The following is a 23,136-nucleotide window of genomic DNA, read 5'->3' as shown; positions in this document are numbered from 1 at the left end:
CCGTGACGCTCGCGCCCGACCCGAGCACCGCCCCGAGGACGATGGCCAGCTGGATGCGGACCGTTGTCGAGGGAGCGCGGTCGCCCGGCTCCTTCGCAGCGTGGCCGGGCCGGGGCGAGATGCGCCTGGTCACGGTTGGGTGTGCCTCGTCGCGGTCAGGCGCCCGCTGTGCGCAGGGTGGCGTTGTCGATGACGAACCGGAAGAGGACGTTCTTGGCCACCATCTGGTCGTAGGCCTCGTTGATCTGCTGGACCGGGATGACCTGGACGTCGGCGGTGATGCCGTGCTCGGCGCAGAAGTCGAGTACCTCCTGGGTCTCGGCGATGTTTCCGATCAGAGACGCGCCGATCGTGATGCGCCGCATCGTGACAGGGCCGAAGTCGATGGCCCCGGGCAAGCTGGGCTCGAGCATCCCGACAGTGGCCAGCGTTCCGCCGGTCTTGACCAGCGCGAGGTAGGGGTTCATGTCGAAGGGCGTCGGGATGGTGGAGAGCAGGAAGTCGAGGGACGCGGCGTGTGTTTCGGCGTCCTCCTCGTCGCTCATCACGAGGACCTCGTCGGCGCCGAGGCGCAGGATCTCGTCCTTCTTGTCCGGGGTGGTGGTGAGGGCGATGACCTTCTCGGCGCCGCGTGCCTTGGCCAGCTGGATGGCCATGTGACCGAGGCCGCCGATGCCGGCGACACCGACCACCTGGCCGGCGCCGACGTTCCAGCGCCGCAGCGGTGACCAGGTGGTCACCCCGGCGCACAGCAGCGGTGCGGCCTTCTCCAGCGGCAGGGAGTCGGGGATGCGCAGGACGAAGTGCTCGTTGACCACGATCTGGTCGGAGTAGCCGCCGAAGGCCATCTCGCCGGTTCGGGGGTCGGGTGCGTTGTAGGTGAAGACCGCCGGTGGGTTCTGGTACTGCTCGTCGGTGCCGCCGCGCTGGTCCTCAGCGCCCCAATAGACCAGGCAGCCCACGCCGACCCGGTCGCCGATGGAGTGCTGGGTGACGGCGGAGCCGGTCTCGGCGACGATGCCCACGATCTCGTGGCCGGGCATGCAGGGGAAGGTGGTGGCCAGGGCGCCGTCGAACTCGTCGCGGGCCTGGTGGACGTCGGAGTGGCAGACGCCGCAGTAGCGGATGTCGATCAGCACGTCCTCGGGTCCGACCGGTGAACGGTCGAACTCCAGCGGGGCGAGCGGGCTGCTGGCGTCGGGGGTGGCGTAGCCGATGTTCGCGGGCACGGTGGCTCCTGTCGGTGAGGGTCCGCGAGGGACCGGGGACGACGTCGAGAGGCCGGGAGTGCGGGCGTCGTCGCACCGGCACGACCACGGACGGTTGCAGTCATCCCCGGCGGCGCTCCGGTCACACGGCAGGTGGGGGGCACTGTCAGTGCCGGGATCGGCACGACCCCCTGGCGCAGCATCGGCCCACGGCCACGCGGTCTTCAACCGGACCCCCCGTGTACTGAGCTCGACGTCTCCGCCGTTACCCTGCGGACCCAGTTGTGGCCGACGTTGACCTGGCCCTGGCCACCGTCGACGGACAACTCTCTGCCGGTGCCAGAGCGGGTGGCATCAAGTGCGAGCAGGACGACGGCGTTGCCGATGTGCTCCGGCTGACCGATGCGACTCACCGCGATCTCCTCGACGACCCCGCTCCAGGTATGCGGCCGCCCCTTCGACTCCCGTCTCTTTCGTGATGAACGTGTTGACGATGTTCCAGGCGCCTCCGCCCATTAGCGGCAGAGCTGACTGCACGGCGAAGATCGTGTCCTTGCCGCCGAGCCTGAAGCTCCTGTCCGGCGTCCGTCCTGCGGTCGGCGCGTCGCTTCTTCTCGGTCTTTGCGGCTGCAGCTACTGGCTCGTGTATCGAGGGCTGCGTGCTTCACCGGGCAGGGGACTGGATCGGCGTTCCGTGCGTTGGAGTGGTGTCGAGCACGGTGAGCAGGGAAGCGGGTGCGGGTTGGCGGGTCGTGGCGAAGACGCCGGCGCGAGGGTGGTTCTGCCATGGCGCTCGTGGTTCGCGTCCACCCTGGTTGCCCTGTCGCTTCTCGGGGTGATCTTCCTGGTCGTTGACCACGGGTCCGCCGAGCGCTCGCGCTCGGCGGAGTGCTCGGTGGCCGAGCCCGGGGTGCGGGTCGACCTGGCCGACGTGCCGGGCGGGCCGGTCGCCGGGTACCGCGGTGAGCAGCTGGTCAACGCGGCCTCGATCGTCAACGCCGGGCAGGCGCTGGGGCTGGACACCTGCGCGCAGACGATCGGTGTGATGACCGCGATGGGGGAGTCCTCGCTGCGGGTCCTCGACCGCGGTGACGCCGTCGGGCCCGACTCCCGCGGGCTGTTCCAGCAGCGGGCCAACGGCGCCTGGGGCTCGTACGCCGACCGGATGGACCCCGCCACGAGCGCTACGAACTTCTTCCAGGCGCTGCAGCGGGTGCCCGACTGGCAGGCGCTGCAGCCGACGATCGCTGCGCACCGGACTCAGCGCAACGCTGATCCGTACCACTACGAGCGGTTCTGGGGCGCCGCCGTCGAGGTGGTCACCGCCCTGGCTGGCCGGCCGGTCACCGGCCCTAGTACGTAGCGCAGGCCGTCCACAGCACACCCCGACTCGTCGATGCCGCCGTCCCGGCCCTGGCAGGCAGGCCGGGGCTGCCGGTGGAGTCGCCGGCGGGACGGGGCGGTCAGCAGTGGAGGACTGCCGAGCGCACGGTCTCAAACACGGCCGCATCGTTCCCTCGAGGGGCGGCGGTACGCCAGACGTCCAGGTGGTCAGGTCGGGTGCTCTCTTCTGGATGGCGCGGGGACGACGGGGCCTTACAGGTGTCGCAGATTCGGGCGCCTGGACGTGGCACCTTCGACGAGACGCAACTGAGCAGCTTCGAGCGTGCGCGGCGACCGCCATCAACTCTTTCAGACGGTCAGCGGATGAACGGCCGGCAGTCCGTTTGTCAGGCGCGTCCGGGCAGCGCCGCCCGGGGTGCGGCGACGAGGTCGTGCGTGGTCGTCGTTGACCGCGGTCGCCCCGCCTGACGATGTCGCCCAGTCCGCTCGGCAGGCAGTGCCTCGACGCCGGACAGCGCCCGCGCAACCCGCGGAGGGAACGGCGGTGTCGCGCGACGACGGGCCAGGATCAGCGTGGCGGCGACGACGACCGGGACGCCGACCACCGCGAAGGCGATGCGGAGGTACGGCAGGGCGGCCGCAGCGAGCGCTCCTGCCGTGACCAGCGACGATGACCAGACGAGCGCGGCAGGCAGCGTCCCGCGGAGCATGGTGGTCAGGGGCACTCCGGCCTGCGCCATGATGCGGGGGGCCAGCGTGCGGCCGCCGGCGACGAACTGGGCGGTGACCGCTGTCCGGACCGGTCGTCGGCCGACGGCCTCGACCCACGTCGCGCACAGACGGTCGGCCACCGATGCGGCCCAGGCGGGGAGAAGCCGGCCGAGCACCCACGACCCCGGCAGGAGCGAGCGTGCACCTTGGCGGGCCGCTGTGCGGTGTCCCAGAGCCGCGCCGAGAACGGTCGCCCCGGCGGCGATGAGCGCGGCGGCGGGAACGGGGATCGAGCCTGCCCCCGCCAGCACGCCCAGCCCGAGCACCAGCGACGCCGAGGGCATCACCACGCCGACGAGGAGACCCGCCTCCGCGACGAGCAGCACGGCGATCAGCGCGAGAGCGGCTGCCGCGGGCACGTCCCCGAGCCAGGTGCTCATCGGGTGTTTGACTCGGGGACGTCTACCCACCGGGGCTCGGTGGCCGTATACACGACGGCCGGAGGCAGGTTGCCCCACACCGTGGTCGGCAGCTCGACGTATCCGAAGAACCGCTGGAGCTCCCGGTGCTGCCGCCGGCCGGGCGGGGCCCAGCGGCTCCAGCTGTAGGTGAACTGGATGTAGGCGCCCGACGGCGCTAGGTTCGAGGCGATGTCGGCGACCAGGTCGGTGCCGGCGGACCCGGCGAAGGCCTGCCACGGGAGGCCGCTGACCACGAGATCGGCCCCGACCAGGCCGCGGTCGGCCAAGGCGCGGGAGAGGGAGGACGCCGGCCCATGGACCAGGTCGATGCCGGGAAACCGAGTGGCCAGATGGTCGGCCATAGTGTCGTTTAATTCGATGCCGAGGTAGCAGATGTCCGGCCTCGCGTCGTGCAGCGCGGCGGTGAAGGAGCCCGTGCCCGGGCCGAGTTCGACGACGACCGGGGGATCCTGCGCGTCCCGGGCTGACCGCTGGAGGGGTTCGATCATGCGGGCGGCGAGGGCCCGGGAACTCGGCATCACCGACGCGGTGCGCAGCGGTGCCCGGACGAACTCCTGGAGGAACACCCAGGGTGCTCACGGAGCCTCCGTCGAGAAATGGCGTGGTGGGGAGTGGCCTTCTACGTTTCCGACAGATCCGGATCCAGCCTCACCCGAGCAGCCGGACCTTGCGGCCGGCGCGCCGGGCCCACTCGTGTCTTCGACCTGCCGGCGTCCCCCTTTGGCAGGAGGGCGCCGGTCGTCGGACGCCTAGAATTTGTGCGGTGAATCCCGTCCGCTCGGAGCGCCTGGTGACCGGCCGCTGGGCGGCCGTCCGCTTCGCGGGTCCCCTGGTCGGCGTCGGCTGCCTCCTGACGGCGGGCAGCAGCGTTGCGACGGAGCGGGACTGGGTGCTCGCCATGGTCGCCGGCGTGCTGACCGTGCTCGGCGCACGTGCGCCGGCCACCGTCGCGGTAGCGCAAGCCGCTCTCCTGGCGGGCGCGGAGGTCTGGGCGGTCGCGCCGCCGATGCCGGTGAAGATACTGGCCACGGTGGCCCTGTTCGAGGTGTCGGTGCGCAGGCCGCCCCGGCTGGCGCTGGCCTGTGCGACCGCCCTGGCCGCCGTGTGCGTCTGGCTCCTGGGGATCAACGATGCGTCGTTGGACCTCCTGGCGCACCGCATCACGTTCGTCGTCGTGGCGCCTCTGCTGCTCGGCGCACTGCTGCGGTCGGTGGCCGAGACCCTCCGTCAGTCGCGCGCCGCGGCAAGGGCGGCGGAGGAACGGCGGCTCGAGAGCGAGCGCGCCGTGCGACTGGCGGAGCGGACCGACATTGCGCGTGAGGTGCACGATCTGGTGGGCCACCACGTCGCCTCGATCGCACTGCGGACCGCCGTCGCCCGCGAGGTCATCTCCGACCTCGATCCACGGGTGGTCACCGTCCTCGACGAGGTCCACGAGGCGGCGACCCTCGCACTGGGTGACCTGCGTGAGCTGGTCACCGTGCTGCGTGACCCGACAGCCGGTGCACAGCCGGGCGGCCCCTGGCACAGAACCTGGTCGACCCTGCGGATCTTCCCGTCCTGGTGCAGTCGGTCTTCGACCGCACCTCGGCTGCGGGGCTCGCGGTCGAGGGAACTGTCGATGCGGCCGTCGCCCAGGTCGACGCCGTCCGCGCGCTCACGGTGCTCCGCATCGTTCAGGAAGGCCTGACCAACGTCACCAAGCATGCGCGACCGGGCGCTCGCACCGTCGCCCAGGTCGACGTCCGGGACCGTGCCGTCCACGTCCTGGTCACCGACGACGGTGGCGGAGGTACCGGCAACGCACCCGAGTTGGCTTACCTCGGCTCACCGCCGGGTCACGGCCTCACGGGGCTGGGTGAGCGCGTCGGCCTGCGCGGCGGCACCGTGTCCGCCGGTCCCGTCGGTTCCGGCTGGCGGCTGGCTGTCGAGCTGCCACTGGACGGCGACACGGCGAGTGCTTCGCTGGTGCGCGCGCTCGAGGAGCCGACGGCGGCCGAGGCGCACCGTCCGTCTCCGGCGACTGCGTCCGCGCCCCGGTGATCCGCGTCCTATTGGTCGACGACCAGGACCTCATCCGGGCCGGCCTGCGGATGCTGTGCGAGGCGCAGCCGGACATCGAGGTCGTCGGTGAGGCACGGACGGGCAGCGAGGCGGTCCGGCTGGCCGACGAGTTCGTCCCGGACGTCGTCCTCATGGACCTGCGGATGCCTGGCATGGGCGGCACCACCGCCACGCAGCTGATTCTGCAGGCCCGACCGACGAGCCGAATCGGCGTGGTCACCACCTTCGATGACGACGATCACCTCTATCCGGCGCTGGCGGCCGGGGCTTGCGGATTCCTCACCAAGGACGCGGCACCGAAAGACCTGCTCGCTGCCGTTCGACGGGCGGCAGCGGGGGGAGAACGCCTACAGCCCCCAGGTCCTGCGCCGCCTCGTAGACTGCGCCGTCCGCTCCCGGACGAGCGCCACACCGCTGAGCGCCGCGCTGCCGGAATTGTCCGAGCGCGAACGCGACGCGCTCGGCTGCCTGGGGCTCGGACTGACCAACCTGGAGATCGCCGCGCGCCTGCACATCGGAGTGACGACCGTGAAGACGCACGTGGCCAACCTGATGGAGCGGACCGGCAGTCCCAACCGCGTGCACCTGGCGATCCTGGCGGTTCGGCAAAACCTGGTGCCCGAGGCGGACCCGCACACCGCTGACTGACGCGGCCGCCACCGCGTGAACGTCCTCGACGAACGCCCGCATTCCAGGTGATCGCGGCAGTCGTTGACGGGCGCCCCGGTGATGAACTCTTCATCACCCCGAAGTCCGACAAATCCAGTGGCACGGTGACGGTATCGTCGAAGGAGTCGGCCACACAGGCCACGTGGCCTGTCGAATTGGCCGCGGTCAGTGCGGTCGTGAAGGCGTCGGTGGCGCTACCGCCGCTGGCGATCGACACGGTGTCGACCGGCTCACCGCCGGTCAGGGGGCAGCACGGGCAGCGACGTCCCCTTCCTCGTAGTCGACGACGTCGGTGGCGCCGTAACGACGCGCGAGCTCTACGGTTCGAGGGCGCGAGCCATCGCGATGATCCGTCCGGCGCCACGCAGGGCGGCCCCGGCCACACCCATGCGGCCAACCGGTCCGATGCCCAGCACCAGCACGGTCTCGCCGAACTGCACCTCTATGTGCGCTTCACGCTGGAGAAGCCCGTCGCAGCCATGTCGGGCGCCGTCGCGGCCCGTTACGCAGCTCCGTCCGTCGCTGACTCCAACAGGAAGGCGCAGGATAACGCGAGCAACTGTCATGGACGGCGCCGTCGACGTCCGCGTGGAGAACTCGCCCGATCCGAAGGTCGAGCAGTCAACCGACGCGCTGGTCCGCGTCGTCCGTGCCTGTGTCCGCGGCTCTGGCCTGTACCGCTGCCACGCCATGCCCGCCGCTGAGCAGGGCACTCCGATGGGCGACGTATTCATCGGCGTGGTCGCGGAGGTCGGCTCGGAATCCGACACGTCCAGCGCGGCGACTCCGTCACTGCGCCCTTCGCCTGGTTCGACAACACCTGCCAGTTACGCCTGCTCGACGATCTCGATGTACTCATGGCCGATGGGGGTCGACTGCAAGACCTCTCGCTGCTGTGCCGGCGTGACGTGGCTGTAGATGGTCCGCGGTGATCGCATACGACGAGTGCCCCAGGTGCTCCTGCATGACCTTGGTGTGCGTGCCCGCAGCCAGGAGCAGGCTGGCCGCGGTGTGCCGGAGTGTGTGGAGGCTGACCCCGGCAAGGCCGCCCTTCGGGCGAGTTGCTCGAACCGGCGCAGGACGTTTCGCGGCTCCAGGGGAGTGCCTATCTCGGTGGTGAAGACGAGCCCCTGTTCCACCACCCAGCTGCCACCGGTCGCCCGCCGCTCCTGCTGCTGGCGTCCTGTCCCGGGTTTAGTGGAGGCTCCATCAGACCCGGCGCGGGACAGTCGTTGACCACTCATGGCGACCGCCGACCGCGCGGGCCGGTAGTTCGTCGTGGCTTAGAGCGTTGTCATCCCGCCGTCCACGGCGAACGTGCCCCCTGTGGCGAACGTCGACTCATCGCTGGCGAGGAACACGTAGACGCCCTCGAGGTCGGCCACGGTGCCGGGCCGGCCCATCGGGATGCGCCCGACGATGGCCGCCCGGGCGGCGGGGTCGGTCGCGATGGTGCTGACCAGGCCGGTCTCGGTGTAGGGCGGCACCACCGTGTTGACCCGGATGCTGCGGTCGGCGTAGGCGGCGGCGACCGTGCGACCGAGCCCGTGCATGCCGGCCTTGGACGAGGCGTACGCAATGAAGTCGCGCCCCTCGCCACGCACGGCGGTCGGGCTGCCGGTGAGCACGATCGACCCGCCGCCGATCGTCAGCATCCCGCGAACGGCATGCTTCATCGACAGGAACGCTCCGGTCAGGTTCACCTCGTGGGTGCGGCGCCACACGTCGAGGTCGAGGTCGGCGATCTCGGCGTCCTGGCCGAACAGCTGCACCCCGGCGTTGACCACGACCACGTCGGGCACCCAGCCGTCGGCGGCGAGCGCGGCGAAGCCGGCCACGACAGCCGACTCGTCGGTGACGTCCATCGGCACCGCCCGGGCGGTCGCGGCGGTGGCCGCCGCCTGGGCACCGGCAGTGTCCCGGTCGGCGTAGGCCACCCGGGCTCCCTCGGCGACGAACCGGTCGGCGACGGCCCGGCCGATGCCGGCCGCGGCGCCGGTCACGAGGGCAGTCCTGCCGGTGAGGCGGCCGGTCACGTGTTTGCTCCCTGGGTGAGGACGACCGAGTGGTGCCCGGAGCCGAGCTCGGCGACCGGTTCTGCGGAGGACCAGCCGGCCGGGGTGGTGAAACGGCCGGTGGTGCCCGGCGGCAGCTCGACGTCGACGGTCAGGACCGGGCCGGTGAGCGACCAGCCCACCGATGCCCGGCCGTACTCGGTCTCGATGGCCGCCGACGCCCGGGCGAGCCCACCGCCGGGCTGGGGGGCGATCCGGATCTCGCGGTAGCCGGGCGCGGCCGGTGCGAGCCCGGCGACGGACTCGTAGAGCCAGGAGGCCACCGCCCCGTAGGCATAGTGGTTGAACGATGACATCGCCGACCCGTCGGCCATGTCGCCGGGGTGCACCGTGCCGTCGGGGAGGATGCCGTCCCAGCGCTCCCAGGTGGTGGTCGCACCGTGCCCGACCTGGTAGAGCCAGCCCGGGCAGTCCTCGTTCAGCAGCAGCTGGTGAGCCGCCCCCAGGTGGCCGGTCGCCGTCAGCGCGGGCAGCACGAACGGCGTCCCGAGGAAGCCGGTGCCGACCCGGCCGCCGTTGGCCCGCACCAGCGCGGCCAGCGCCTCCCCGACACCGGCCCGCTCCTGGGCCGGGGCGAGACCGAACTCGATGGCCAGCGCGCAGCCGGTCTGGGTGGTGCGGGCGTGCTCGGCCCACTTCCCCCAGGCCGCCCGCGCGACCCGGTCGCCCAGGGCGGCGTACCGCTGTGCGCCCTCGTCGGCCCCCAGTTCCCGGCAGGCCTGGGCCAGCAGCCTGGCGCTGTGCGCGACGAAGGCGGTCGCGACGTAGTCGGAGTCGGTGATCGACCGGAACGGCTGCTCCGGCGGCGCGTTGGGGTCCAGCCAGTCGCCGAGCTGCATGTACCCGCTCCAGGTGCCGTCCTCGCCCAGCAGCCCGGCGACGTAGTCGACCCAGCGCTGCATCAGCCGGAAGTGGCGGCGCAGCAGGTCGCGAGAGCCGGCGGCGCGGAACAGGGCGGTGGGGACGACGGTGGCCGCATCGGCCCAGCCCGCGGCTCCATCGGCCTTCGGCAGCGGCGCGGGGAACTCGAAACTCAGACAGTCGGGGACCACCATCGGCACCCCACCGCTGGGCCGCTGTTCGAGGCCGACATCGGTGAGCCAGCTGTCCAGGAAGGCCCGGCTGTCGAAGTTGGCCGCCGCGGTCGGCGCGAAGGCCATGATGTCGCCGGTCCACCCCAGCCGCTCGTCCCGCTGTGGGCAGTCGGTCGGGATGGACAGGAAGTTGTCCCGCTGGGACCAGATTACGTTGGAGAACAGCTGGTCCACCCGGGGATCGGAGCCGGTGCGCCGCAGGTCGCTCGCGACGACGGCGACCTCGACCCGGTCCACGGTCACCTCCGGTGCGGCCTCGATCTCGGCGTACCGGAAACCGTGGAAGGTGAACTCCGGCTCGAGCTCCACGGTGCCGCCGGCCAGCACGTAGCTGTCGGTGGCCCGGGCCGAGCGCAGCAGCGTGGTGATCAGCCGACCCCGCTCGTCCAGCACCTCGGCATGCCGTACGGTCACCCGGGCACCGGCCGGGCCGGTCACCCGCAGCCGCAGCCAGCCGGTCAGGTTCTGCCCGGTATCCACCGACAGGATCCCGTCGGGCAGGGGCGTCACCGCCGGCTCGATCACCTCCAGCACGCGCACCGGCGGATGGGCGCGCTGACCCAGCCCCTCCGGCAGGGGCAGGGTGTCCACCGCCTCCCAGCCGGTGTCGTCGAAGCCTGCGGAGTGCCAGCCGGCCGGCTCCGCGCGCAGGTCGACGTCGCACCCGTCGTAGAGGTCGGCAGCCCGGACGGCGCCGTACCCGCCGCGCCAGCTCGCGTCCGTGCCGACGATGACCGTGCTGCCGTCGGCGCAGGTCACCTCCAGCTGGGCGAGGAGCGCCAAGGCGTCGCCGTAGAAGTTGCGCACGCCCTCCCAGCCGAGGTTGCCGCGGTACCAGCCGTCACCGACCGCGGCGCTGAGCACATTGCGGCCGGCCTGCAGCAGGGCGGTGACGTCGTGCGTCGCGTACAGCAGCCGGCCGGGGTAGCTGGTCCAGCCCGGCTCCAGCAGCTCGTCGCCGACCGAGCGGTCGTTCAGCGAGGTCCGGTGCACGCCGAGCGCGGTGACGTACAGCCGCGCCGACACCGGCTCGGCCGTCAGCTCGAACTCCCGCCGGACCAGCGGCACCGGCCCTGCCTCGGCCCGCCCGCGGTCACTGGGCACGGTCACCGGCCGGGCGGTCCAGTCGGCGTCGAGCAGGAGCGCGGCCTCCACGCGGGCGGGCCGGCTCCACGCCGTCCACCCGGCGTCGGTCCGGACGCGGACTCGCCAAAAGGCCACCTGGCGGCTGGCCAGCGGCGGAGCCGGCCAGTCATGATCAACGACCACGTCGGAGTGCACCTCGCCGCTGGACTTCGGGTCGGTGAACCCCGGGTCGGCGGCCACCTGCACCTCGTAGCCGCGCTGCAGCACGCCCGGCCGGTCGGCGGCCAGCGACCAGGACAGCCGGGGCTGCGCACTCGCGGTGGCGACGAGGCCGGCGTCGTCGGCGGTCCGCAGCCGGACGACGGTGACGGTCGAATCGGTCACTGCTCCGGGTGTCCCTGCAGATCGAAGCCGTGCCCGTGGGGGTACAGCGGATCGGCGGTGTCCGATGGCACGTCGGAGCGGCTGGCCCGCACGGCGTCCATGGAGCGGGGGAGCTCGAACGGCAGCCGCCCGCACGGGGCGATGCGGCCGGTGAGCGCGTCGAGCAGTGCGGCGTCGGAGGTGCCGAAGGTGGCGGTGAGCGCGGCGACCACCCCGTCGAACGGGGTGAGGACGGCAGGCCGGTCCAGCGTGACGTCCAGGACCATGGGCACCCGGGCGGCCAGCGCGGTGATGCGCTCGACCACCTCGGCGGGGAAGTCCAGGGACCCCTGGTGGAACATGGCCTCCAGGAAGTACTCGTCCCGCGGCTCGAACGGTGCCTGCAGCCGGACGACGGCCAGATCGGCCGAGCCCGGGTCGTCGACGACCTCCCCGTACCCGGCTGCTACCGCCGGGTCGATGCCGTCCAGGTAGAGCCGTCCGCCCGGCGGGAACGGCAGGACCGCGTCGTTGCCCAGCACGGTGACCGACTCGGCCTGCGCGCGGTGCCCGGCGGCGCGGAACTCCGCGGCCCCGACCACGCGCTCGGCCTCGTCCTCGTCGACGTAGGGGTCGTCGAACAGGCCGAGGGAGAACTTCACCAGCAGCAGGCGGCGCACCGCACCGTCGATCCGCGCCTCCTCCACCCGGCCGCTGGTCACCAGCTCCAGCACCAGATCGGTGCGCGTCTCGCCACCGAACTGGTCGGCGCCGGCGTCCAGGATCCGGGCCGCTCGCTCCAGCGGGGACAGGTGCTCCACGCCCCAGGCGCGGGCCGGGAAGGGCTTGCCGAAGACCTCGACGTCGGTGAGCAGGCCCCAGTCGGTGAGCACGACGCCGTCGTAGCCGAGCTCCTCGCGCAGCAGGTCGGTGATGATCCGCCGGTTGAAGCTGAACGCGACCTCCTCGACCGGCTCCCCGTCCAGGTGCAGCCCGACGGGCATCCCGTAGTACGGCATCATCCCGCTGGTCCCGGCCGCGATCGCCGCGCGGAACGGCTCCAGGTGCTCGGCGAACCGGCCGCCCGGGTACACCTGCTCCCGGCCGTAGGGGAAGTGCGGGTCCTCGCCGTCGAGCTGCGGGCCCCCGCCGGGGAAGTGCTTGGTCGTGCAGGCCACGCTGTCCGGCCCGAGCCGCTCGCCCTGCATGCCCTGCAGGTAGGCGGCGACGAACGCCGACGCGGTTCCGGCGTCCTGCCCGAAGGCCTGCGCCTGGCGGCCCCACCGCGGCTCGGTCGCCAGGTCGACCTGCGGGTGCAGCGCGGCCCGCAGCCCCAGCGCCAGGTATTCGCGGCGTACCACATCGGCGAACTCGTGGACCCGCTCGGCGCTGCCGATCGCGGCCAGGCCCAGGCCCTCGGGCCACTGGGACAGAGACCCGGCCTCGAAAGAGACGCCGCTGTTCTCGGTGAACGAGTGCCGCGGGTCGGTGGAGAAGGTGACCGGGATCCCGTGTGGGGTCTGCTCGGCCAGCTCCTGCACCGCGTTCACCCAGCGCGACGTCTCCCGCGGCGAGGGCAGCGCGTGCACGTTGAGGTGGTTGATCAGCCGTTCGCCGACCAGCTCCCGGGGCGAGTAGGGGCTAATCCCGGCCGGCACGTCGTGTGCGCCCGGATCGCCCACGCCGATGATCGTGTGGAACAGCAGGCCGGCCTTCTCGGCCAGCGACAGCCGCGGGACCAGGTCGGCCACCCGCTCCTCGGCCGACAGCCGCGCGTCCTCGTAGGGTGCCATCACCCCGTCGCCGTCCAGGTCGCGGAAGCGGATCCCCTCGGGGGAGACCGCCGTTCGTCGGTTGGTGCTCATCGGGCCTCCAGTCGGACGGTCACCAAGGCACACCCGGGAGCGGTCGCGGTCACGGTGATCTCTCCGGGCCCGGTGGGCCGGACGACGGCCAGCGCGCGGCCGTCGAAGGTGGCGTGCACGTCATCGAGGTAGGACTCCTCGGTCGCCGGCGCGGCGCTGCCCAGGCCCTGCAGCACGGCAGGCCCGGCGACGGCGACCGTCAGCTCCCGGTCGGTGCCGAGGACGACGGTGCCGGCGGCGTCGGTGATCGACAGGTCGACGAAGGCCAGGTCCGTGTCGTCGGCGCGGATGACGTCCCGGTCGGCGGTCGCGGTGAGGTGCATGGGGCCGGTCGCCGACCGCAGGGTGGTGCGCCCGGTCTCCTTGCCGCCCGTGCGGGCCACCGCGGTCAGTTCGCCGGGGGTGTACGTGACCTGGAAGGTGGCCCGGAAGCGGCACTCCTGCCCAGCCGGGGCGGTGCCCAGCGACCGGCCGTCCTGCAGCAGCTCCACCTCGTCGGCGTCGCTGTAGACCTCGACGGTGACCGGACGGCCCTCCGCGCCGGTCCAGCTCCAGCTGCCCACGGTGTCGGTCCACGACCACGGGGAGAGCACCTGCTCCCGGCCGTGCCGCTCGGGACGCTCGACGGCGAGGTAGGGCTCGCGGCGCAGGCGGAAGACGATCTCCCGGTAGTACGACGCGGGCCGGCGCTGCCCGGTGATGTCGATGTCGCCGCACCAGGCGGCCAGCCACGGCCAGGGCGCGGCCAACTGCGCCGCGGCGGGGTCCTCGGCGTCGGACACCCGCCCGATGCCCGCCTCGCCGAGGTAGTCCCACCCGGTCCAGGTGAAGTCGCCGATGACGTGCGACAGGTCCTGTACCTGGCGCCAGAGCCGGTCGATCTGCGCCGGGAAGGTCTCGCTGCCGACGATGACCCGGTTCGGATAGCGCTCGCGGTCGGCCTCGTAGCGGGAGTCCATGTAGTTCATCCCGGCCACGTCCAGCACCCCGAAGGTCTCGGCGGTCGCGTTGCCCACCGCCTCCGACGCCGCGATGGACGTCATGAGATCGCCCATCGTGGCCATCATCGTGTTGATCCCGACCTCGTCGGCGGACGGCAGGGCCATCGTCTCCGGGTCGAACGGGGTGCTCAGCGTGCCGTTGACGCCGTTGGTCACCAGCCGGGTGGGGTCCAGCTCCCGCACCCGCTCGGCCAGCCGCCGCGACCACAACGCGCCGGCCGGCCGGCCCACCTCGGGGATCTCGTTGCCGATCGAGTACATGATCACGCTGGGGTGGTTGACGTTCTTGCGGACCAGCGCCGCCAGGTCACGCTCCCACTCGTGCGAGAAGGTGAGTGCGGCGTCGAAGTCGGTCTTGCCCTGGGTCCAGACGTCGGTGAGCTCGTCCATGACCAGGACGCCGAGCCGGTCGCAGGCTTCGAGCATCGCCCGGCTCATCGGGTTGTGCGCGCTGCGCAGCGCGTTGAAGCCCGCGTGCTTGAGCAGCTCGACCCGGCGCTCGTCGGCCCGGTCGATCGCGGCGGCGCCGAGCACGCCGTTGTCGGAGTGGATGCAGGCGCCGCGCAGCAGCACCGGCTCCCCGTTGACCCGCAGCCCACGGTGCGGGTCGACGGAGAGGCTGCGGATGCCGAAGGAGACGGTGTCGTCGTCGATCCGCTCGTCGCCGTCGACGAGCGCGACGGCGGCGGTGTACAGCGCGGGGGAGTCCGGTTCCCACAGCGCCGGTTCCCGCACCGCGATCCGCTGGCGCACGACCGCGGGCTCACCAGGCAGCACGCTGACCGGGACCCGGTCGGTGCCCACCACGGTGCCGGCGGCGTCGCGCAGCTGCGTGCCGACGGTGACCGTGCGCAGTCCGCGGCCGTCGTTCTCGATGGTCGTCGCCACCTCGACCAGCGCCAGGTCACCTTCGACGTCCGGGGTGGTGACCCGGACGCCGTCCAGGGCGATGTGCAGTAGCGGGCCGACGACGAGGTGGACCGGGCGGTGGACACCGGCACCCGCGTACCAGCGGGAGTCGGCGTGCGCCCGGCACTCGACGCGGATCTCGTTGGCCTGACCGGGCCGCAGGTGGCCATCCAGCGGCACGGCGAAACCGGTGTAGCCCGCAGCCTGCTGCGCGACCAGCGCGCCGTTGAGGTAGACGCTCGCCGAACGGTAGACGCCCTCGAAGTCCAGCAGCACCGTGCGGTCCCGCCACTGCACGGGTGCCGCCAGCGTCGTCCGGTACTCGTACGTGCCGCCGGGGGTGTAGCCGGAGGCCGCGCCGTGCTCCGGCCCCCGCTGCCGCCCCAGCGTGGCGTCGTGCGGGAGGGTGACCGTCTCCCAGGGCGGGGCGCCGCCGGTGAGCTCGGCGAACGGGTTGGCCTTCGGCCGGGTCTGCCAGCCGGCGGTGAACGGGGTTCGGCGCATGCGGGTACGAGCTCCTCGGGGTGGTGCGGGCAGGACGGGGAGGCGCCGGCTCAGCCGGCGCCCACCTCGCCGGGGCGGTACTGGGTGTCCTCTTCCGAGCCGCGGTAGCGGTAGTCCGCGAAGGTCGCCGTCCCCTCGGTGGCGTAGAGGCCCACCACCCGGCCGGTGAAGGACGCGCAGGTCTCCGCCGTCCAGAACCGGCCGTCCAGCTCGGTCAGCTGCACCTCCTCGCCGCCGGCGGCGGCGACCAGACGGATGCGGTCGCCGCCCATGGCCTCGACGGTGAACCCGCGCGCCGGCGGCCGGGTCTCGATCCGCAGCTCGACCTCCCCGGCGGGCAGGGTGGCCGTCCAGTCCTGGGCGAGGCCCGGGACCCGAGCCCGGGCGGTGACGGTGCTGCCGCCGCCGTGGGTGCGGGCCTCCAGGCCGTACCAGGAGTGCTCGTCGTAGCGGGCGGCGAGCCCACCGGTGCCGGCGGAGACGTCGACCCGGGTGGCGACGGTCGAGGTCAGGTGTCGCTGCCGTCGGCCGACGAACCGGGGGTGGGTGTCGGCGAGGGTGCTGTCGTCGCCGGTGATGGCCAACCGGCCGCCGGTGACCATGGCGACGTCGGTCGGCAGCCTGCGGACGGCGAGCCAGCCCGGATCGCTCAAATCGGTGGTGGCGAAGTCGAACACCGTCTCCTCGACCTCGGCGCGGGGCGCCAGCTCCACCGGCTCGGGCTGCGGCCAGCCATCGACCCAGGCGACGTCGGTGATGAAGGTCTCCCGGCCCAGCGGCGAGAACGCCACCGTGCCGCCGAGCGGCCGCATGCCCAACAGCACCAGCGCGGTACCGCCGTCCGGGGTCTGGATCAGGTCGCCGTGGCCGGTGTTCTGGATCGGCCGGGGCGTGCTCCGGGCGCTGAGCACCGGGTTGGCCGGGTGACCCTCGAAGGGGCCCTCCGGGGACCGGCCGCGCGCGACGCTCACGCCGTGCCCGCGCTCGGTGCCGCCCTCGGCGATGACCAGGTACCACCAGTCCCCACGGCGGTGCAGGTGCGGTGCCTCCGGAAACTTCAGCCCGGTGCCCGACCACAGGTCCCGCGGCTCCTCCAGTGCCTTGCCCGCGGTCAGATCGACCCGCACCTGCTGCACTCCCCGGTGCTTACCGAGGTTGGGGCCGGCCAGCACCAGCCCGGAGTAGGTGACGTAGGCGGTGCCGTCGTCGTACCAGGCGAGGTCCGGGTCGATGCCGTCGACGCCCTCGAGCGTGGTGCCGTCGTCCCATGGCCCGGCCGGGTCGGTGGCGGTGTAGACCACGCAGCCCTTGGGGCTGCCGGGGACGGTGACGATCACGTGGAAGGTGCCCTCGCGGTACCGGATGGTCGGTGCCCAGACGCCCAGGCCCGTGGGCACCTCGCCGATCAGCAGCTGCTCGGGGCGGGTGGCCACGTTCCCGACCTGGATCCACTCGACCAGGTCGGTGCTGCGGTACACCGGGATGCCCGGCAGGTACTCGAAGGTCGAGGTGACCAGGTACCAGGCGTCGTCGGCGAGGACGATGCTGGGGTCGGGGTTGAAGCCGGGGACCAGCGGGTTGGGACCCCGGGTCACGCGGTGACCTCGAGGGTCGCCTCCAGCGGCAGGTCGACCGCGGTGGTGCCCACCCGCAGCCGGTACGAGCCCAGCTCGTACTGCCAGCCCTCGGCCCAGTACGCCAGGTACCGGGTGGGCACGGCTACGTCAACCCGCGCAATCTGCCCGGCCGGCACGCGGACCGGAGCGGAGCCGACCAGCCAGCGCACCGGGCGGTCCACCGTCGAGTCCGCCTTCTCGGCGTAGACCTGCACGACCTGCTTGCCGTCGCGCTCGCCGCGGTTGGCCACCTCGACGTCCAGCGTCACGACTTCGCCGGGCAGCGCGGAAGCCGGTCCCTCGACGCCGGTGAGTTCGATCTGGGTGTAGCCCTGGCCGCTGCCGATCCAGTAGGCCGGCGTGGTGCCGGCCTTGAGCCAGGCGCGGTAACCGATGTGGATGCCCTCGCTGTACTCCACGACCCCGTCGAGCGGGGCGCAGGACAGGACGGGGACGTCGGCCTCGGCCGCGGGCCAGGTGGTGGGCAGCCGGCCGCCGGGCTCGGAGACGCCGAGCAGCACGTCGGCGACGGCGTTGCCGAACTCCTGACCGCCGAACCAGCCCAGCAGCAGTGCTGCGACATCGTCCCGCCACGGCATGAGGACCGGAGCACCGGCGTTGACCAGCACCACCGTGCGGGGGTTGGCGGCCACGACGGCGCGGACCAGGTCGTCCTGCCGGCCGGGCAGGGACAATGACTCCCGGTCGTAGCCCTCGGACTCGACGATCGAGTTGGTGCCGACGACGACGAGCGCGACGTCGGCCACGGCGGCGGCCTGCGCGGCCTCGGCGATGAGGGCGTCCTCGTCCAGCTCGGCCGGCTCGGTCCCCAGCTGCAGGAACAGGGCGTGCGCGGCCATGCCCTCCTTGGCGGTCAGGTCGAGCACCAGCCGGACGTCGACCGGCCGGCCGGCGGTCAGCTGGACCTGCGCGGAGGCGGTGAGCGGGTTCATGAACGCCGCGCCCAGATCGGTGCCGTTGGGCTGGAGGTCGGACTCCACCAGCAGCTCGCCGTCGACGTAGAGCTGGGCTGCGCCGATCAGCGCGAAGCCCAGCCGCACCGTCTGCGACTGCGCCGGGGTCAGCCGGGTGCTCAGCTCGTAGGTCGCCGAGTCGGCGATGGGGGCGTCGCCGCCGAAGTAGACCAGCATGCTCTTGCGGCGGTCCTCGCCGAACAACTCGGTGCCCTTGGCGTCCAGGAAGCGGGCCCGCAGCCCCGGTTCGCCGGTGACCGGATTGGTCATCTCCGCCAGCGGCAGCTCCACCAGCCCGTCCTGCACCACCGCGCCGACGGAGTAGCTGACCTCGGCGCCCGGCAGCGCCGCGCGCACCCCCTCCAGCGGGGAGACGGTGTACTCGGGCAGCACGGTGGCGCTGCCGCCGCCCTGGGTGCGGGCGGCGGAGGCATTGTTGCCGATGACCGCCACCTTCCGCAGCGTGCCGGCGTCCCACGGCAGCTCTGGGTTCCCGGAGACACTGCGGTTCTCCAGCAGCACGGTGCCCTCGACGGCCGCCTCACGGGCCAGGGCCACGCCGTCCTCCACCAGGACCGGCTCGCGGGACTCCGAGCCCTTGAGCGCACCCACCCGCTGCGCGAGAGTGAGGATCCGCAGCACCTTGCGATCCACGATCGCCTCGTCGATCTCGCCGGCGCGCACCGCATCGACCAGCGCCTGGCCCCACGGGCCGTCCGGGCCGGGCATGACGAGGTCCTGGGAGACCCGGGCGCTGTCCAGGCTGCGCACCGCCGTCCAGTCGCTGATGACCACGCCGTCGAAGCCCCACTCGCTGTTCAGCGGGGTCTCCAGCAGCTCGTTTTCGGTGGCGGTGGCGCCGTTGACCGAGTTGTAGGCGCTCATCACCAGCCAGGCGCGCGCCTCGGTGATCGCCTTCTCGAACGCCAGCAGGTACAGCTCGCGCAGCGTGCGCTCGTCGGCCCGGACGTCGGCGGTGAAGCGGTCGGTCTCGAAGTCGTTGGCCACGTAGTGCTTGGGGGTGGCGCCGACGCCGTTGTCCTGCACGCCGGTGACGTAGGCGGCGGCAAGCTCGGCGGTGAGCACCGGGTCCTCGCTGAAGCACTCGAAGTGCCGGCCGCCCAGCGGGGACCGGTGCAGGTTGATGGTCGGGCCGAGCACGACGTCCACGCCCTTGCGCCGGGCCTCGACCGCGGCGGCGGCGCCGTAGCGGCGGGCGATGTCGGGGTCCCAGGCCGAGGCCAGGGCGGTGGCCGAGGGCAGGTTCAGCGAAGGGTCCCGCTCGTCCCAGACCTCACCGCGGACGCCGGAGGGGCCGTCGGAGACCAGGATGCGGCGCAGGCCGATCTCCTCGATCGGCCAGGTGCTCCAGAAGTTCCGGCCGGTCAGGAGCTGGACCTTCTGCTCCAGGGTCAGGGTCGCCAGTGCCTCGGTGAGGCAGGTGTCGGTGGGTGCGGCGGTGTCGGTCATGGGTCCGTTCTCTGCAGCGCGGGCGGGTGGCGGGGGAGGACTGGTCAGCTCAGGGCGCCGGCGGGTTGGCCGGCCTGACGCTGGGCGGTCAGCAGGCGCCGGCGCTCCGCGCGGCGCTGCTGCTGCTTCACGGGGTCGGGCACGGGAGCTGCCAGCAGCAGCTTCTGGGTGTAAGGGTGCTGGGGCCGGCTGGTGACCTGGTCGCCGTCGCCCCACTCCACGATCTCGCCGCGGTACATGACCGCGACCCGGTGCGACAGGTGCCGTACGACGGCCAGGTCGTGGGAGACGAAGAGGTAGGCGACCCCCGTGCGCTCCTGGATCTCCTTGAACAGTTCCAGCACCCGGGCCTGGGTGGAGAGGTCCAGGGCGGAGACCGGCTCGTCGCAGACGATCAGCCGAGGCTCCAGCGCCAGCGCCCGGGCGATCGCGATCCGCTGCCGCTGCCCACCGGAGAACTCGCGTGGCAGCCGGTTGCCGGCGTCGGCCGGCAGTTGCACCTGGTCGAGCAGGTCGCGCACCCGGCGCCTGGCCTCGGCGCGGTCGACATCCCGGACGGTGAGCGGTTCGGCGAGGATCTGCTCGATCGTCATCGCCGGGTTCAGCGACGTGTAGGGGTCCTGGAAGACCACCTGGATGTCGGCCGACAGCGCGCGCCGTTCCCTGCGGGACAGGTGGCTGATGTCGCGGCCGCCGTACCGGATGCTGCCCCCGGTCACCGGGGCCAGTCCGAGCACTGCGCGGCCCAGGGTGGTCTTGCCCGAGCCCGACTCGCCGACCAGGCCCACGCACTCGCCGGCGCGGATGTCCACCGAGACGTCCTTCAGCACGCGGAGCGGCGCGGCGCGCCGGCCCTTGACCGGGTACTCGACGACCAGGTCCTCGACCTCGAGCAGGCGGTCGCTCATGAATGGGCTCCTTCGCGGGTGGCGACGGGGACGGTGGTCAGCTCGCCGCGGGGCTCGGCGTCCTCGAGGACCGCGGCGAACAGCGAGCGGGTGTACGCGTGCCGGGGGTCGGCGAAGATCGACCGGGCCGGGCCGGTCTCGACGATCCGGCCGTTGCGCATCACCGAGACCCGGTCGCAGAGGTCGGCAACCACGCCGAAGTTGTGGGTGACCAGCAGGACGCCCATGTGGAACTCCGACTGCAGGTCGCGGAGCAGATCGAGTACCTCGGCCTGGACGGTGACGTCGAGGGCGGTGGTCGGCTCGTCAGCGATGAGCAGGTCGGGGTTGCAGGAGACGGCGCCGGCGATGAGGACGCGCTGCGCCATGCCGCCGGAGATCTCGTGCGGATAGGCCGCGAAGGTCCGCTGCGGATCGGTGATGCCGACCCGCGCGAGCAGGTCCAGTGCCCGCCCCTTGGCCTCGGCGCGGCTGATGCCGAGGGCCACCCGCATCGGCTCGGTGAGCTGGTGGCCGATGGAGAAGGCCGGGTCCAGGTTCGACATCGGCTCCTGCGGGATGTAGGCGATCCTGCGGCCGCGCAGGCGGGTCATCGCCTTCTCGGAGAGCTTGGCCAGGTCCTCGCCCTCGAACTCGATGGCGCCGCTGACCATGCGGCCGCCTGGGGGCAGCAGCCGCAGGATCGACCACGCCGTCTGGGTCTTGCCCGAGCCGGACTCCCCGACGAGGCCGTGCACCTCGCCGCGCCGGACGGTGAGGTCGACGTCCTCGACGACCGTCGTGAGGGAGCCGTCGGGCTGGTCGTAGCCGATCGACAGCCCGTCGACGTGCAGCAACTCCTCGCCGGAACCGGTGCCGGGGAGCTCGTCGTGCACGACCACCGGCTCGCTGCGCACCTCCACGGTCGCCGGCGCCGCGCCCCGGCGGCGCTTTTTCGGGGTGCTCGTGCGCTCCAGCACGTCGCGCAGCGCGTTCCCCAGCAGGGCCAGCGCAATGCAGGTCAGCCCGATGGCCAGGCTCGGCCACAGCAGCATCAGCGGCGCGCGGTAGATGTTGGCGAAGGCGTCGCTGAGCATGCCGCCCCAGGTCGGCCGGGTCGGGTCGCCCAGGCCGAGGAAGTCCAGCCCCGCCTGGATGGCTATGACGATCGCGGCGATGCCGGCGGCCAGGATGATCGCCGGCGCGCGCACCACGGTGAGCACGTGGCGGGCGATGATCCGCTCGTCGCTCAGCCCCGACACCCGGGCTGCGTCCACGTACAGCTCGTGCCGCACGCCGGAGACCGCGGCGGAGACCACCCGGTAGAAGGCCGGGGACAGCAGGATCCCGAAGATGACCATCGACGTCCAGATCGAGGGGCCGAGCACCGCGCGCGCGGCCAGAAGTACCACGATCCCGGGCAATGCCTGCAGCAGGCCTGCGACCCACGAGGACACCGTCTCGAACCACCGGCTGTAGTAGCCGGCGACCAGGCCGGAGGTGATGCCCAGGGCGGCGGCGACGGTGAGCGCGAGCAGCCCACCGAGCAGGCTCAGCCGGGAGGCGTACAGCAGTCGGCTCAGGATGTCCCGGCCCGAGCCGTCGGCGCCCAGGAGGTAGTCGCCCCCCGGCGGGGCAAGGACGTCCACCGCCGAGGGAACGGCAGGGTCGGTGGGTGCGAGCACCGGGGCCAGGGCCGCGAGGAGCGCGACCAGCACCAGGAACGCCAGGGATGCCACACCGAGCGGGTTCTTGACCAGGCGGCGCCACAGCGAGGTGCGGGCGGCCGAGGCGCTCCCTGCGACCGGCGGCACCTGGGCGGAGGTCAGTGTCTCGGTCATGACTGGCGCACCTTCGGGTTCAGCCAACCCTGCAGCAGGTCGACGATGATGTTCAGGACGACGACGATGACGGCGGTCACGACGACCAGGCCCATCACCAGCGGGATGTCGCCCCGGGCGGTCGCGCCGACGGCGACCTGACCGAGGCCCGGGATGGCGAAGATCTGCTCGATGATGACCGCGCCGCCGAGCAGGCCGATGAACTGCAGGCCCAGGACCGACAGCGCGGGACCGGCGGCGTTGCGGAGCACATGCTCGTACACGATCCGGCTCTCCGGCAGCCCGCGGCTGCGCAGCGTGCGCACGTAGTCCTTGCGTAGCGCGTCCAGCATCGCGCCGCGGATCTGCTGCGCGACACCCGCGATGCTGGCCAGCGAGAGCGCGATCACCGGCAGCGTGACGGTGGCCAGCCAGCCGGTGGGGGAGTCGGCCAACGCCTCGTACCCGGTCGGCCGGAAGATGCGGAGGCTGATGGCGAAGACCATGACCAGTCCGATGGCCACCAGGAAGCCGGGGACCGCAGCGGCGACCACGGACCCGATCTGGACGACGCGGTCGACGACCCCGCCGCGGGTGGCGGCCAGGACCCCGAGCACGACTGCCACGATCGCGGTCACGACCGTCGCGCCGATGACGAGGGACAGGGTGACGGCGAGGCGGCTGAGGATCGCGTCGGTGACCGGCTGGCTGGTGAACCAGGAGGTGCCGAAGTCGCCACGGACGGCGCCGGACACCCATTGGCCGAACCGGCTCAGGACCGGGCGGTCCAGGCCGAGCTGCTGGGTCAGCCGGTCCACGGTCTCCTGCGTCGCCTGCTGGCCCAGGATCGTGCGGGCGATGTCCCCGCTGCCGGCGTACAGCAGGAAGAAGGCGAGCGTGGACAGGACGCCCACCAGGACGACACCGGAGACCAGACGCCGGAGCACGAAACGAAGCAAGGGATTCCCCAGGGGGTCAGGAAGGAGGAGGTGGA

Annotated in this window: 17 protein-coding genes and 2 pseudogenes; 5 read left to right on the top strand and 14 right to left on the bottom strand. The window is 72.4% G+C overall.

What is annotated here, in order from left to right; genetic code table 11:
• Positions 1–155: 155 nt before the first annotated feature.
• Together IN07_RS09895 and IN07_RS26945 are read right to left on the bottom strand one after the other, a co-directional pair.
• Entirely contained in the window at positions 156–1,229 is a 1,074-nt protein-coding gene (locus tag IN07_RS09895; protein WP_036335504.1) for an NAD(P)-dependent alcohol dehydrogenase, read from the bottom strand.
• 203 nt (positions 1,230–1,432) lie between these two features.
• Positions 1,433–1,660: pseudogene (locus IN07_RS26945) on the bottom strand (SDR family oxidoreductase); the annotation flags it as partial.
• A gap of 383 nt (positions 1,661–2,043) precedes the next feature.
• Between IN07_RS26945 and IN07_RS09885 the strand changes: the two are divergent.
• Positions 2,044–2,571, top strand: coding sequence for a hypothetical protein (locus tag IN07_RS09885; protein WP_052091092.1), 528 nt, complete (start codon positions 2,044–2,046; stop codon positions 2,569–2,571).
• Positions 2,572–2,938: 367 nt separating this feature from the next.
• Here the strand turns inward: IN07_RS09885 and IN07_RS09880 are convergent, their stop codons facing one another.
• Together IN07_RS09880 and IN07_RS09875 are read right to left on the bottom strand one after the other, a co-directional pair.
• The gene (locus IN07_RS09880) at positions 2,939–3,703 is read right to left on the bottom strand and encodes an SNARE-associated domain-containing protein (RefSeq protein ID WP_036335502.1); all 765 of its coding nucleotides are present in this window, start codon (positions 3,701–3,703) and stop codon (positions 2,939–2,941) included.
• The gene (locus IN07_RS09875; RefSeq protein WP_036335501.1) at positions 3,700–4,311 is read right to left on the bottom strand and encodes a class I SAM-dependent methyltransferase; all 612 of its coding nucleotides are present in this window, start codon (positions 4,309–4,311) and stop codon (positions 3,700–3,702) included. The genes IN07_RS09880 and IN07_RS09875 overlap by 4 nt, the downstream gene beginning before the upstream one ends.
• Before the next feature lie 197 nt (positions 4,312–4,508).
• Between IN07_RS09875 and IN07_RS09870 the strand changes: the two genes are divergently transcribed.
• The 4 genes and pseudogenes from IN07_RS09870 to IN07_RS25160 all read left to right on the top strand — a co-directional run bounded on the left by IN07_RS09870 (position 4,509) and on the right by IN07_RS25160 (position 7,396).
• Positions 4,509–5,435: a histidine kinase gene (locus tag IN07_RS09870; RefSeq protein WP_052091091.1), complete on the top strand. Its 927-nt coding sequence runs from the start codon at positions 4,509–4,511 to the stop codon at positions 5,433–5,435.
• Between the two features lie 403 nt (positions 5,436–5,838).
• Positions 5,839–6,072 (top strand): annotated as a pseudogene (locus IN07_RS26845) (response regulator); the annotation flags it as partial.
• Complete coding sequence (locus IN07_RS26300) at positions 6,038–6,457, top strand: LuxR C-terminal-related transcriptional regulator (RefSeq protein WP_231558083.1); 420 nt, start codon at positions 6,038–6,040, stop codon at positions 6,455–6,457. The pseudogene IN07_RS26845 and the gene IN07_RS26300, both read left to right, overlap by 35 nt.
• A 585-nt stretch (positions 6,458–7,042) precedes the next feature.
• Positions 7,043–7,396 (top strand): hypothetical protein, encoded by a 354-nt coding sequence (locus tag IN07_RS25160; protein ID WP_156119113.1) that lies wholly within the window; start codon positions 7,043–7,045, stop codon positions 7,394–7,396.
• On the opposite strand, the gene IN07_RS26940 is transcribed toward IN07_RS25160, so the two are convergent.
• The 10 genes from IN07_RS26940 to IN07_RS09820 form a co-directional block, all read right to left on the bottom strand.
• Positions 7,334–7,624, bottom strand: a complete 291-nt coding sequence (locus tag IN07_RS26940; protein ID WP_081975305.1) for a tyrosine-type recombinase/integrase — start codon at positions 7,622–7,624, stop codon at positions 7,334–7,336. The genes IN07_RS25160 and IN07_RS26940 overlap by 63 nt on opposite strands.
• A 137-nt stretch (positions 7,625–7,761) precedes the next feature.
• Entirely contained in the window at positions 7,762–8,514 is a 753-nt protein-coding gene (locus IN07_RS09860) for an SDR family NAD(P)-dependent oxidoreductase (protein WP_036335500.1), read from the bottom strand.
• Positions 8,511–11,117 carry an alpha-L-rhamnosidase gene (locus tag IN07_RS09855; protein WP_036335499.1) on the bottom strand — a complete coding sequence of 869 codons (2,607 nt, stop codon included), beginning with the start codon at positions 11,115–11,117 and terminating at the stop codon, positions 8,511–8,513. Before IN07_RS09855 ends, IN07_RS09860 begins: the two co-directional genes overlap by 4 nt.
• A complete protein-coding gene (locus tag IN07_RS09850) occupies positions 11,114–12,961 on the bottom strand; it encodes a glycoside hydrolase family 3 protein (protein WP_036335498.1) in 1,848 nt (615 codons plus the stop codon). Before IN07_RS09850 ends, IN07_RS09855 begins: the two co-directional genes overlap by 4 nt.
• Positions 12,958–15,375, bottom strand: a complete 2,418-nt coding sequence (locus IN07_RS09845) for a glycoside hydrolase family 2 TIM barrel-domain containing protein (RefSeq protein ID WP_036335497.1) — start codon at positions 15,373–15,375, stop codon at positions 12,958–12,960. Before IN07_RS09845 ends, IN07_RS09850 begins: the two co-directional genes overlap by 4 nt.
• A 50-nt stretch (positions 15,376–15,425) precedes the next feature.
• Positions 15,426–16,970, bottom strand: a complete 1,545-nt coding sequence (locus tag IN07_RS09840; protein ID WP_036335496.1) for a glycoside hydrolase family 43 protein — start codon at positions 16,968–16,970, stop codon at positions 15,426–15,428.
• Entirely contained in the window at positions 16,967–19,435 is a 2,469-nt protein-coding gene (locus IN07_RS09835; protein ID WP_036335495.1) for a beta-glucosidase family protein, read from the bottom strand. Before IN07_RS09835 ends, IN07_RS09840 begins: the two co-directional genes overlap by 4 nt.
• A gap of 44 nt (positions 19,436–19,479) precedes the next feature.
• Positions 19,480–20,343, bottom strand: a complete 864-nt coding sequence (locus tag IN07_RS09830) for an ATP-binding cassette domain-containing protein (RefSeq protein ID WP_036335494.1) — start codon at positions 20,341–20,343, stop codon at positions 19,480–19,482.
• Positions 20,340–22,163 (bottom strand): dipeptide/oligopeptide/nickel ABC transporter permease/ATP-binding protein, encoded by a 1,824-nt coding sequence (locus IN07_RS09825; RefSeq protein ID WP_036335493.1) that lies wholly within the window; start codon positions 22,161–22,163, stop codon positions 20,340–20,342. Before IN07_RS09825 ends, IN07_RS09830 begins: the two co-directional genes overlap by 4 nt.
• Complete coding sequence (locus IN07_RS09820) at positions 22,160–23,089, bottom strand: ABC transporter permease (RefSeq protein ID WP_231558082.1); 930 nt, start codon at positions 23,087–23,089, stop codon at positions 22,160–22,162. Before IN07_RS09820 ends, IN07_RS09825 begins: the two co-directional genes overlap by 4 nt.
• Between the last annotated feature and the right edge of the window lie 47 nt (positions 23,090–23,136).

The sequence above is a fragment of the Modestobacter caceresii genome (genome assembly GCF_000761485.1).
Lineage (GTDB): Bacteria > Actinomycetota > Actinomycetes > Mycobacteriales > Geodermatophilaceae > Modestobacter > Modestobacter caceresii.
This window is presented reverse-complemented; position numbering and strand designations above follow the sequence as displayed.